At 69.2% G+C, this 11101-nt stretch carries 12 protein-coding genes, 1 tRNA gene and 1 other RNA gene; 7 read left to right on the top strand and 7 right to left on the bottom strand.

Annotated features, from left to right (window positions below; genetic code table 11):
* Window positions 1-49: 49 nt before the first annotated feature.
* Window positions 50-145, bottom strand: an RNA gene (gene ffs, locus G6035_RS01360) — signal recognition particle sRNA small type.
* 177 nt (window positions 146-322) lie between these two features.
* On the opposite strand from ffs, the gene G6035_RS01355 reads away from it, so the two are divergent.
* From G6035_RS01355 to G6035_RS01340, 4 genes are all read left to right on the top strand, one after another.
* Complete coding sequence (locus G6035_RS01355; protein WP_176615274.1) at window positions 323-547, top strand: hypothetical protein; 225 nt, start codon at window positions 323-325, stop codon at window positions 545-547.
* Window positions 548-943: 396 nt separating this feature from the next.
* Window positions 944-1028, top strand: a tRNA-Ser gene (locus G6035_RS01350).
* A gap of 167 nt (window positions 1029-1195) precedes the next feature.
* The gene (locus G6035_RS01345) at window positions 1196-2284 is read left to right on the top strand and encodes an alanine racemase (protein WP_176615273.1); all 1089 of its coding nucleotides are present in this window, start codon (window positions 1196-1198) and stop codon (window positions 2282-2284) included.
* A gap of 24 nt (window positions 2285-2308) precedes the next feature.
* The gene (locus G6035_RS01340) at window positions 2309-2791 is read left to right on the top strand and encodes a glutathione peroxidase (protein ID WP_176615272.1); all 483 of its coding nucleotides are present in this window, start codon (window positions 2309-2311) and stop codon (window positions 2789-2791) included.
* On the opposite strand, the gene G6035_RS01335 is transcribed toward G6035_RS01340, so the two are convergent.
* Window positions 2788-3675, bottom strand: a complete 888-nt coding sequence (locus G6035_RS01335; RefSeq protein WP_176615271.1) for a hypothetical protein — start codon at window positions 3673-3675, stop codon at window positions 2788-2790. The genes G6035_RS01340 and G6035_RS01335 overlap by 4 nt on opposite strands.
* Before the next feature lie 121 nt (window positions 3676-3796).
* Between G6035_RS01335 and G6035_RS01330 the strand changes: the two genes are divergently transcribed.
* Both G6035_RS01330 and G6035_RS01325 read left to right on the top strand, forming a co-directional pair.
* Window positions 3797-4096, top strand: coding sequence for a type II toxin-antitoxin system VapB family antitoxin (locus G6035_RS01330; RefSeq protein ID WP_176615270.1), 300 nt, complete (start codon window positions 3797-3799; stop codon window positions 4094-4096).
* Window positions 4089-4871: a LytR C-terminal domain-containing protein gene (locus G6035_RS01325; protein WP_176615269.1), complete on the top strand. Its 783-nt coding sequence runs from the start codon at window positions 4089-4091 to the stop codon at window positions 4869-4871. The genes G6035_RS01330 and G6035_RS01325 overlap by 8 nt, the downstream gene beginning before the upstream one ends.
* 13 nt (window positions 4872-4884) lie before the next feature.
* On the opposite strand, the gene G6035_RS01320 is transcribed toward G6035_RS01325, so the two are convergent.
* The 5 genes from G6035_RS01320 to kynU form a co-directional block, all read right to left on the bottom strand.
* Window positions 4885-5511: a TetR/AcrR family transcriptional regulator gene (locus G6035_RS01320; RefSeq protein ID WP_176615268.1), complete on the bottom strand. Its 627-nt coding sequence runs from the start codon at window positions 5509-5511 to the stop codon at window positions 4885-4887.
* A 57-nt stretch (window positions 5512-5568) separates the two neighbouring features.
* A complete protein-coding gene (locus tag G6035_RS01315) occupies window positions 5569-6831 on the bottom strand; it encodes a HipA domain-containing protein (RefSeq protein ID WP_176615267.1) in 1263 nt (420 codons plus the stop codon).
* On the bottom strand, window positions 6828-7034 hold the full coding sequence (locus G6035_RS01310) for a helix-turn-helix domain-containing protein (protein WP_176615266.1): 207 nt from the start codon (window positions 7032-7034) through the stop codon (window positions 6828-6830). The genes G6035_RS01315 and G6035_RS01310 overlap by 4 nt, the downstream gene beginning before the upstream one ends.
* Window positions 7035-7197: 163 nt before the next feature.
* A complete protein-coding gene (locus G6035_RS01305; RefSeq protein ID WP_176615265.1) occupies window positions 7198-8166 on the bottom strand; it encodes a type IV toxin-antitoxin system AbiEi family antitoxin domain-containing protein in 969 nt (322 codons plus the stop codon).
* A 163-nt stretch (window positions 8167-8329) separates the two neighbouring features.
* Window positions 8330-9607, bottom strand: a complete 1278-nt coding sequence (gene kynU, locus G6035_RS01300) for a kynureninase (RefSeq protein ID WP_176615264.1) — start codon at window positions 9605-9607, stop codon at window positions 8330-8332.
* A 143-nt stretch (window positions 9608-9750) separates the two neighbouring features.
* Here kynU and G6035_RS01295 point away from each other — a divergent pair, with 143 nt between their 5' ends.
* Window positions 9751-11052, top strand: coding sequence for a CynX/NimT family MFS transporter (locus G6035_RS01295; RefSeq protein ID WP_256882283.1), 1302 nt, complete (start codon window positions 9751-9753; stop codon window positions 11050-11052).
* Window positions 11053-11101: the final 49 nt, after the last annotated feature.

Here is an 11101-nt window from a genome sequence, read left to right as displayed (position 1 = left end):
CCGTCGCCCCGGCGGAATCGGGCGAGGTTGGGGATAAGTCCAGGGAAAAAATAAAGACCCCCCATGCACCCGCCAGAGCCCGCTTACCCTTGCTACCTTCCGGTCCTGGGGGAGTTCACAGGGTGACGCCACATGAGGGGCCGGGAATCAGCTTACCCGACGGACGCGGGACGGGCGAATCCGTGCCGGGGCAGGGACCGGCGCCCGTGCCATACCAATTTTCAGGGCGGGGTGGTACGTTCGCGAGAGGGACGCTCCTTCTTTAACAGCTGCGAAAAAGGTCCCGGGCCGACCTGCCCCTGCCGCCCGAGGCCATGAGGAGATGACGGTCAAAATGATCTACGGAATTTTTCAATGGATATTCATGGCGCTCGCCTTTATCTGCGGCATATCCGCCATGTTGCGCGTCGAGGCCTTCTCGACGCAAAGCACCCAGAAGGTGCGCCACCACGGCGACCAGCAGGCGCTGCTGTGGATCCTGACCTTCCTCTTTGCCATTGCCGCTTTTGTTGCCGCCGCCCTGGCAGTCCGGCACGGCCTGCGGTAGTGGGACACGACGCCGGTCAAGGCACCCTGGCGGGCCGCCCGGCCGCGGCTGCGGGCCTTTCCGGGTTCGTCCGCGGCCGCGCCAAACCGCCCATGTTTCAACTCGCGAAATATTTGCCGCAATATGTCACAGCTGCGTGACAATGTTGTAAAGTTGCGAATGCACGCCACCCGCGGAGGGAGCACCGCGGCGGAGTGCAGGGACAGGCGCCACGGCGCCAGTCCCCAGCAAGAGGGTCTGCCTTCCGATGGACCGCATGGGAAATGGGGGTAGTGGAGCTTGAACGGGGCCCCACTACCCCTCTTTCTTGCCCTCCGCCCGCACCGGCAGGCCCCGATTCGTGACTTCGGCACTTCGTCAGGTACTCTTGAACCTGCCGTGTTCGCCACGGCAGCTGGAGGATTCGCCTAGCGGCCTATGGCGCACGCCTGGAACGCGTGTTGGGTTAACGCCCTCGGGGGTTCAAATCCCCCATCCTCCGCACAGAATGAAAAGTGGTCCCGCACCGTGCCCCAGGCATGGAGCGGGACCACTTTTTTGCTTTTCCATGGCCGTGACGTCGCCGCCTTAAACAGCGTCCGCACCCGCGGTGGATCATTTCTTCCGCCCTGGAACCGGCCGCACCGGCGCGGATGGCATCATGGTGCCATGGACCAGACGAACTTTGCCGCCCCCGAATTTCCCTCCACGCCGTTCCTGTGCGTCGATGCGGAGGTCATGGACCGCAACCTCGCGGCCATGGCCGGGCGGGCCGCGGCGGCCGGCCTGTCCCTCAGGCCGCATGCCAAGACCCACAAGGTGCCCGAAATTGCCCGGCGCCAGCTGGAGCTGGGCGCCGTCGGGCTCACCGTCGCCACGCTGGGCGAGGCCGAGGTGTTCGCCGCTGCCGGCTGCACGGACCTGTTCCTGGCCTACCCCTTGTGGGTCACCCCGGCACGGGCGGCGCGCATCAAGTCGCTGGCCGCCCGTGCCGCCCTGCGGATCGGCGTCGACTCCGTGGAAGCTGCCCGCGAGCTGGGGCAGGCCGTCGCCGGCTGCGGCGTGCAGGTGGTGGTGGAAGTGGACAGCGGCCACCACCGCAGCGGCTGCCGCCCGGACGACGCCGGCACCGTGGCGCAGGCGGCCCTGGACCACGGGCTCGCCGTGGCGGGCGTCTTCACCTTCCCCGGCCACGGCTATGGGCCGGGGAAACGCGGGCCGGCAGCCGGCCAGGAGGCGGCGGCACTCGCCACGGCGGCGGCCTCCCTGGTGGCCGCCGGCATCCCGGCAGGCACCGTCAGTGGCGGGTCAACCCCCACCGCTGCGGACGCGGACGCCGGCGTGCTCACGGAACTGCGCCCCGGCGTGTACGCCTTCAACGACGCCCAACAGGTGGAACTGGGCAGCTGCGGATGGGACGACGTGGCCCTGACCGCCGTCGCAACCGTGGTCAGCAGCACCGGGCGCAGCGTGATCCTCGACGCCGGCAGCAAGGTCCTCGGGGCCGACCAGCCAGCCTGGGCCACCGGCGGCGGGCGGATCCTCGGGATGCCCGGCGCCCGGATCACGGCCCTCTCCGAGCACCATGCCACCGTCGCCATTCCCGACGGCGTCCCGATGCCCCGCCGCGGGGACATCCTGCAGGCCGTGCCCAACCACGTGTGCGCCGCGGTCAACCTCGCCGACGAGCTGGTGGTGGTCCGGGACGGCGCGCCGGCGGGGACGTGGGCCGTGGCTGCGCGCGGGCGCAACAACTGAACCGCCGGGCCATAGAATCAAAACGTGACTACAGAAACCTTGCAGACCATTCCCCTGACCCTCAACGACGGCACCGCCAGCAGCCTCGCCGCCCTGGGCGGCACGGCCGTCCTGGTGGTCAACGTCGCCTCGCAGTGCGGATTCACCCCGCAGTACGACGCCCTCGAAGCGCTCCATGAAAAGTACCAGGACCGCGGGCTGGTCATCCTGGGCGTGCCCTGCAACCAGTTTGGCGGACAGGAACCGGGCACCGACGGCGAGATTGCCGAATTTTGCCGCAAGAACTTCGGTGTGACCTTCCCGCTGGCCGCCAAGGCGGACGTCAACGGCCCGGATGCCCACCGGCTTTTTGCCGCCCTCACGGATGGCGGTGCCGAGCCCGTCAGGTGGAACTTTGAGAAGTTCCTGCTCAACCACGACGGCGCGCTCGTGGCCCGCTTTGCCTCCGCGGTTGCGCCCGACTCACCCGAGCTGGTGGCCGCGGTGGAGGCAGCGCTCGCCCGCTAGGCCGTGACGGCGTCGAGCCAGGCCTTGAGGAAGGCGGCGCCGGCGTCGTCGTGGATGAAGTTCCGGTCCAGGCCCAGGTCCACCGAGGTGAGGATGGGGTAGGGCTTGGCGGGAACGCCGTCGGCCGGGCGCACGTCCACGTGCTTGACCTCGTGGTCCTGGTGGTGCAGCCAGTCGGCCATGGCGTAGTCGGTCCTCGAGTCCCCCATGGTCCGCCACGCCTCGGGGACGATGCCCTGCCCGGCCAGCAGTTCCACGGCCCGGCTGGCGCCGAGGTCCTTGCCGAGCCGGACCGATTCGATGTCGGTGGAGATGATGGTCGGGTCCACGCGGTAGTCCACGCGCCCGGAGGAGGCCGGGGCGCGGTGGTCCAGGCGGACGGCGCCGAGGTCGTGGCGGGCCAGCAGCTCCAGGGCGTCGGCGTCGAAACGGTCCTGCTGGGCCAGGTAGCCGGCGCTGTCCACCGTGACCTGCTGCTCCACGGACACCATGGCCCGCTTGGTTTCGTCGAAGAACATGAACTCGGCATACTTTGTGGCCACGAGCGTGCGGACATCGTCTGCGAAGGCTGCCGGCATGGCCAGCTCTCGGTCCAGATGGACGGTGCCGGGGCCGTTGGCCGTGAAACTGAACCAGGTGGCGCCCTTTTCACAAATGGCGTGCACCACGGAACGGGCGGGCATGCCGGCCTCGATCATGGGGCCCATGACCTGCTCGGCGATGAAGGCGTCCGAACGCCCGGTGTTGAACACCACCGGGATGCCCTCGCGGACCAGGGCGATCAGGCTCGCGATGATTTCGGCGGACACGGTGCGGGTCACGGGGCTGGCAATGGGGCCGTCCACGTCCAGCAAAAGGGCCAGCGGCGGGGTTTCTCTCGTCATGGAACCATGATTGCAGCCTTCGCCCCCGGGGGCCGAACCTGACTGTAACCATTTGGCAACACACCCGCGGCTCGGACCGGGTGAAGTTCCCATGGGGAGCCCCACTCCATAGTCTGGTGTGGTGATCTTCAAAGCAGTTGGCGACAAACGCCCCTATCCTGACCACGGCCATGTAACGCCCAAGGACTGGGCGTCGGTGCCCCCGCGGCAGGTGCGGCTGGCGGATCTGGTGACCACCAAGGCACAGCTGGACCTGGAGGCGCTGCTGGCGGAGGACTCAACGTTTTTTGGCGACCTTTTCCCGCATGTGGTGCAGTGGCGCGGCACCCTCTACCTGGAGGACGGGCTGCACCGGGCCGTGCGCACCGCGCTGCACCAGCGCACCATCCTGCACGCCCGGGTGCTGGTGATCGATGACTGACGGTGCCCCGGACGACGACGTCCAGCTCACCGCACGCCAGGCGCGCCGGGCCGCGCGGGAAGCGAAGCGCCAGGTCAAGGATGCAGCGTATGAGGAACGCCTGGCCCGCAAACGGTCCAAGGACGTGCAGTTTTGGCACGGCCACCACGTCATTGACGCTGCAGGGCTCGCGGAGGCCTTTCCCGAGCCGGAGACGGCCGAATACTCCGCCCGGACCGTCCGGCGGCGCATAACCCACGGCGTGACCCTGGTGCTGCTGCTCGCCCTGGTGGTGGCCGGCGTGGTGGTGGCGGGGATGATCCAGCGCGGCGAGCTGGTGCTCCACTTCGGCACGCCCAGGCCGGTGGCCACGCCCGACAGCTGCCCGGCCGGGCCCTTTGACTACCCGGCGAACAAAACCGTCACCGTCAACGTGTACAACGGCGGAAGCGAGGAAGGCCTGGCCGGCCAGGTTGCGGCTGAGCTGAAGAAACGCGGCTACAAGGTCAAGGCGGTTGCCAACGGCAGCACCCCGTACGACGCGCCCGTGGTGGTGGTCTCCGGCGCTGCCGGGCGGGCCGCCGCCTTCAACCTCCAGCGCAATGTCCAGGGTGCCGAGTACGTGCAGGACAGCCGCAAGGACGCCACCGTCGACTTCATTGTGACCAGCAGCTATGACGGCCTGATCGATGCCAGGAAGGTGGACCAGACCCCGGGGCCGCTCTCCTGCCCGCGGCTGGGCCCCACGCCTGCGGCGCCCACCGCCAAGCCGGCAACGCCCGCCGCGAAAGGCTGACGCCGCCGGGCTGCTACGCGATGGTGGCGGGGCGCCCGTCGTCGTCAAACACGGCGCCGACCCCGGCCTGGATGAACCGGATGGCCGCGGCCGCACGGTCCTCGTCCGGGGTGTCGGGATTGCGCCGGGAGGCACTGGCCGTCAGGGAGCCGTGGATCAGCTGCACCAGCCCGTCGACGTCCGCTTCGGGCAGGAAGTGCTGGTCCATGCCCTCGCGCAGGATGTCCGCAAGCAGCTGGTTCAGTTCGCCCACGTGGACGGCCAGCTTGGCAAACGACTCCCCGGACAGCACCGAACGCATGGCGGGCCCCGGCGGCAGGTGGCGGCGGCTGAGGTCCTCCATCTGGGAACGGACATACAGTGCAAGCTTGTCCACCGGGTTGCCGAGGCTGTCCAGGTCGGCCTTCAGCTCCGTGACAAAGCGGCCGGTTTCATCCAGCGCGTACGCCACCAGGAGCTGTTCAAGGTCGGCATAGTAGTTGTATACGGCGGTGCGGCCGACGCCGGCGGTGCGGGCGACATCCGTCATGGTGAGACCGGGCAGCCCGTGGCTGAACAGCAGCTCGCCAAAGGCGTCGAGGATCTTGCGCTGCGTCTGCTCGCGCTGCGCCGCGTTGGTGGGGGCGGCTATTCGTGGCATGCCCCTATTTTACCGTCATTCCGTCAGTAAAAAAACTGGTCGGGCGTGTGGATTGTGTTACGGCCGCATGGCCGCGCGGCGGATGCCCAGGACGCGGACGACGGCGGCGCTGACGTCCGGCCCAAACGGCAGCTCCGCCGCGGTCAGCGCGGACGCGGCCAGGGCCTTGTCAATGCTCTTGGCCGCGAGCCGCTCGGGCAGGTGCAGGGTGCGGGCAAAGCGCAGCCAGTCGTTGCGTCCCAGCCCGGTCCGGCTGCCGGCGCTGCCTCCCACCGGAAGCGCCATGCCGGGGTCGCGGGAGGGGTCGCCGTCGGTCAGCTCGGTGAGGATGCCGCCGGGCACGCCGGCGGCGAAGCCCTGTTCAATCTCCGCGGCCAGCGTGCACTGCAGGTCATAGGCGGGAGCCACAAACCATTCCCCGTCCGGGTGCCGGACCACCGAAATGTTCTTGGCGTGCAGGTTGCCGTTGCCGGTCAGCCAGCCGAACAGGAACTGCAGGAACACGTTGCGGGCGGCGAGCACGTGGGCCGAACACATGGCCGCCACGGCAGCCGCCACCGCCTCGGCCGGGACGCTGTACTTGCGAGAGGGCGGCAGGCCCAGCAGCTGCGCGCCGTCCTCGGTGGCGAGGGGCCCGGCCGGGGACCGGTCAAAACGGGAGACGAGCAGGGCGGCCTGGCGCTCGGCGTCGTACACCAGGCGGGATGCGGCCACCGGGATGGACAGCGCCTTCGCCTTGTTGAGCATCAGGTATTCGGTTTCGACCTGGCGGGCGTGGCTGCCGTCGTTGAACTTGAGGATGTAGGCCCGGGAGGTGTCCTTGTCGTGGACGTAGGAGGCGGTGGCCTTGTCCTGCAGGCCGGGCAGCGCGGACGGGTCCACGGGGCCGGGGATGGCGGCATAGCTGGAAAAGTGCACGGTGTCCATCGTCTTGGTGACGGCCAGCAGCGGCGGCACGTCCTCGAGGGGGTCACCGGCGGGCACGATCCGCACGTCGCCCACGGGATTCTGGCCGGCCGCCAGCAGGAGCGAGAATTCGTCGGTGATGGTGGTCTTCACGGCCCACCGCAGTTTCGCCAGGCGCTCGCCTTCCGGCAGCAGCCCGGCAAAAAACGCCGGCACGCTGCCGTGGGCCAGCGTCACCGGCATGTCCAGCAGTGGCAGGGTGGAGGCGATGGCCGGGCCGCCGGAGTTCAGGTAGGCGGGCAGGTAGGAGAAAACAACGCCGGCACGCGCGTGGCGGACCAGGGTCGCGGCGGGGCGCCCCTGCTTGTAGACCACCGCGTGGTGGATCTTCTTGGCGTCCTCGGGGTTCTTCACGGGGCCTGCACCTCAAGCGTCACGGCCAGGCCCAGGGCGTTGGCCACGGCGGAAAGGATGTCCAGCCGCACGGTTTCCCGGCCGTTTTCCAGGTCGCTGAGCACGCGCGTGGAAATGTCGGCGAGGTCCGCCGTCTCAATCTGGGTCAGCGCCAGTTCGCGGCGCCGGGCACGCAGGGCGGCGCCAAGCTGTGCTGCATCCATGCCGTGCGGCTCCTTTCGCAGATGCTGCCTCCATCCTAGAACGCCGGTGGCAGAATTCTGCACGATCCTGCAGGCCGGGCCGCGCTTTCGCCGAGGAAGGGGACAAGCCGCGAGAACGGTGTTGGCTGACGCCTTTCTCGCGGCCTGTCCCCGATCTCGGCACTTAGGCTGCGGCGGCGGGTTGCATCGAGCCGAGCGCGGCGAGGATCCGCCGCCGGACGTCCGCCGGCCGTGACAGGTCCCGCCACTCCAGTCGGACGAACCGCCAGCCCGCCTCCATGAGCCTCTTCTCCCGCTTCCGCTCCTCCAGCAGGACCTCCCGGGTGGGTCCGAAGTCGAAATACTTGACATCGCCGTCAAACTCCACGATGACTTTTTGTTCCCGCCAGGCAAAGTCCGGCCGGTACAGGTGCCCGTCAACGCGCAGTTCCAGTTGCAGTTCCGGCTGCGGGATGTCCATTGCCGCAATGATCAGGCGGGTCCGGCTCTCCCCGGGCGACTCGCTCCGCCGGTCGAGTGCCCGCAGGACCTTTGCGGCCCGGCGCACGCCGCGGCGCCCGGTGCCTGCCGCAAGCATGGCCCACATGGCCTCGAGCCGGGCGCCGCGCCGCAGTGCGTGGTCGCCGATGACGACGGCTTCGGCGATCCTGCCCATGCGGGCGCAATCGACAACAGTGCGTTCAAGCGTGGTGGCCACCACCTCCATGCCGTTGCGCAGGCGGATGGTACAGGTGTCTCCGGCCGGCAGCTCGTCGTGGTGCGGGACGACGTCCCTCGCGGTGCCCGTTCCCGAGGCGGCGGAGAATGCCGTCACATGCACCTTGGGCCCGCAATTCCAGATGAACAGGCCGTGCAGGCGGGCCGCGCTGAAGTAGGAATACCGCGGCCTGCCGCGTGCGGTCAGAATGTGCGCATACAGCCGCAGCTTGTCCCGGTCCCAGGGCTTTTGTTCGTGCCACAGGGCTGCCTGCACGTAGGCGCCCCGGCGCAGGCGGTACACGCAGCCATGTTTCAACGCGGCGGCGAGCACCCGGTCGCCGACGCCGGCGGCGGCAAGCTGGGCCGTGGTTGCCACCGGCGCGCCCGCCGGCCACGCGCGCCCGATCCGCTCCAGCAGTTTCTCGTCTCCCATGGGCAGAGTCTTCCGCGGGCCCGTCACGGCTTCAAGGCCGGGATCGGCAATTGTGGATAACGGGCCGTCCCTACCGCTTTCGCCGAGGAAGGGGACAAGCCGCGAGAACGGTGTTGGTTGACGCCTTTCTCGCGGCTTGTCCCCGATCTCGGCGGGACCGCCGCTACGTGACAGCCAGCCGCTCCCGGAACTGCGGCGCGTCCCAGAGCCGGTTGTCGAGGATGTCGAACAGTGCCTCCACGGCGTCCCAGATGTCGGCCCGGCCCAGATACAGCGGGGTGATGCCGAAGCGGAGCACGTGGGGTTCGCGGTAGTCGCCAATGACGCCGCGGGCAATGAGGGCCTGCATGACGGCATAGCCCTCGGGATGGGCGTAGCTGACGTGGCTGCCGCGGAGTCCCGGGTCCCGCGGCGTGACCAGCTCCAGCGGATGGTCCCCGCGCCGGGCGTCCACCAGGGCGATGAACAGCTCCGCCAGCGCCAGGGACTTCTCCCGCACCGCGCCGATGTCCGCCGCGAGGCTGATGTCCAGCCCGCATTCCACCAGCGCCATCGACACCACCGGCTGTGTCCCGCACAGGAACCGGCCGATCCCCGACACCGGCTCGTAGGCATCCTCCATGGCGAACGGCCGCGCGTGCCCCCACCAGCCGGAGAGGGGCTGCCAGAACCGGTCCTGGTGGCGGGCGTTGACCCAGATGAACGCGGGTGAGCCGGGCCCGCCGTTGAGGTACTTGTACGTGCAGCCCACCGCGAAGTCCGCCCCGGCGCCACGCAGGTCCACCGGCACGGCACCGGCCGCGTGGGCGAGGTCCCAGACCACCAGGGCGCCGGCGTCGTGCACCAGGGAGGTGGTGGACGCCATGTCCCACATGGCCCCCGTGCGGTAGTTGACATGGGAAAGGGCGACGACGGCCACGTCGGCTCCCAGCGCGTCCTCCAGCGGCAGGTCCGCATCGATGAGGCGCACCGAATGCCCCTGGTCCAGGAAGTCCGCGATTCCCTCGGCCATGTAGATGTCCGTGGGGAAGTTGTCACGTTCGGTCACGATCACCTTCCGGGCGGGGTCCGCAGCCTGTTGGATGCGCAGCGCCGCGGCCAGCGACTTGAACAGGTTCAGTGAAGTGGTGTCCGTGACCACCACCTCACCGGGGCCGGCGCCGACCAGCGCAGCCAGCTTGTCGCCGAGCCGGCCCGGCAGCCCGAACCAGCCGGCCGTGTTCCAGCTGCGGATCAGACCCGTGCCCCACTCCTGCTCGAGCACGCGGGCGGCCACGTCCAGGGAGGCCTTCGGCCGGGCCCCGAGCGAGTTGCCGTCCAGGTAGATGACACCGCCCGGCAGCAGGAAGTCGTCGCGGAAGCGGCGCAGCGGGTCGGCGGCGTCGGCGGCCAGGCAGGCCTCCCGGGTGGTGGGCGGTGCGGGCTGCTGTGCTGCGTCCATGGGCGTCCTTGCCGTGGGTGGCCGGGGGCGGCCGGGGCGGGTGGACCGCAGGGGTGGCGGCCAATTCCCAATGTATGTCCGCTCCCGGGGCCGGTCAACAAGACCTGCCCGGGTGGTGTCGTGGCAGTGACTACTCTTGTCAAGTGAGCAATTATCTTGTGAAGAAGCCGTGGACCGGCCGCATCGGGGCGCTGCTGGGCATCATGGTCATGGCCGTGAGCCTGCGTGCGGCCGTCTCGGTGGTGCCACCCCTGCTGGGGGAGCTGCGCTCCGCACTGGGCTTCGACGCCGGCACGATCGGCCTGCTGGCCATGCTCCCGCCCCTCATCTTCGCCGTGTTCGGGCTGCTGACGCCGGTGCTGATCCGCCGCTTTGGCCTCGAAAGGGTGCTGGTGGCCGCCGTCGTGCTGGCCGTGGTGGGGCAGCTGGTTCGCGCGGCCACGGGGCAGGTGTGGCCGTTCCTCGGCTGGAGCGCCGTGGTCATGGCCGGTTACGGGATCGGCAATGTGGTGCTGCCGCCGCTGGTGAAAAAGTACTTCCCGGACCGCGTGGGCGTGGTGACGGCCGGCTACGTGACGTTGCTGGCGGTGGGCACGGCGGCCAGCCCGCAGCTGGCCGTCCCGGTGGCCGGACTCACCAACTGGCGCGTCTCCATCGGCCTGTGGGCCTCGGTCAGCTTCCTGGTGCTGCTCCCGTGGGCCGCGCAGGCCCTGCGTGACCGACAGGTTCGCCGCAGCGCCGCGGACGACGCCGGCCGGGCACCCGGCACTGCCTCCACCGGCCCCGGTGCGGCCGTGAAGGCCGCCGTACCGAAGCTGGTGCCGTGGCGCTCGCGGGTGGCGTGGGGGCTGGCCATTTTCCTGGCCGGCAATTCGGCACAAACCTACGTCTACTTCACCTGGCTGCCGCCCTACCTGGCCGGCGAGGGCCTGGACCCGGCAGCGGCAGGCTCGGCCCTGGCCTATTTCGCGATTTTGGGCCTGCCCGTCAGCCTGCTGGTTCCCTTGTGGGTGCCGCGCATGAAGAACCCGATCATCGCCATTTCACTCTTTGCCATGTTCTGGACCATCGGGCACCTGGGCCTCTACCTGGCGCCCACTGCCGGGACCTGGCTGTGGGTCACCTCTGCCGGCCTGGGCCAGGGCACCTTCGCCACGGCACTGCTGATGGTGAACCTGCGCTCGCGGACCACGCACGGCTCCTCCGTGCTTTCCGGCTTCAGCCAGGGCGTGGGGTACGCGGGGGCAGGCATAGCGCCGCTGTTCTTCGGCACCATCCACGACGCCACGGGGTCCTGGACGTGGTCGTTCGCCACGCTGGGCCTGTGCCTGGTCGTCATGATGACCGGCGCCGTCATGATCAACCCCAAGCGCTACATCGAGGAGTCGGCCGCCGCTCCCGTCCCCGGGGCTCTGCCGGCACGCACTGATAGTTCAAAGCTCTGAATCGAGCCGATATATGTATTTCTCATAAGTAATCTTTGCGTCCTAATCT

Origin of the sequence: Arthrobacter sp. SDTb3-6 (genome assembly GCF_013376095.1) — a bacterium.
GTDB lineage: Bacteria > Actinomycetota > Actinomycetes > Actinomycetales > Micrococcaceae > Specibacter.
This window is presented reverse-complemented; position numbering and strand designations above follow the sequence as displayed.

Coding starts and splice junctions, on each gene's coding strand:
- G6035_RS01305 (WP_176615265.1), bottom strand. CDS start 8,166: ATGGGAGACGAGAAACTGCTGGAGCGGATCGGGCGCGCGTGGCCGGCG.
- G6035_RS01320 (WP_176615268.1), bottom strand. CDS start 5,511: ATGCCACGAATAGCCGCCCCCACCAACGCGGCGCAGCGCGAGCAGACG.
- G6035_RS01335 (WP_176615271.1), bottom strand. CDS start 3,675: ATGACGAGAGAAACCCCGCCGCTGGCCCTTTTGCTGGACGTGGACGGC.
- G6035_RS01325 (WP_176615269.1), top strand. CDS start 4,089: ATGACTGACGGTGCCCCGGACGACGACGTCCAGCTCACCGCACGCCAG.
- G6035_RS01310 (WP_176615266.1), bottom strand. CDS start 7,034: ATGGATGCAGCACAGCTTGGCGCCGCCCTGCGTGCCCGGCGCCGCGAA.
- G6035_RS01345 (WP_176615273.1), top strand. CDS start 1,196: ATGGACCAGACGAACTTTGCCGCCCCCGAATTTCCCTCCACGCCGTTC.
- kynU (WP_176615264.1), bottom strand. CDS start 9,607: ATGGACGCAGCACAGCAGCCCGCACCGCCCACCACCCGGGAGGCCTGC.
- G6035_RS01355 (WP_176615274.1), top strand. CDS start 323: ATGACGGTCAAAATGATCTACGGAATTTTTCAATGGATATTCATGGCG.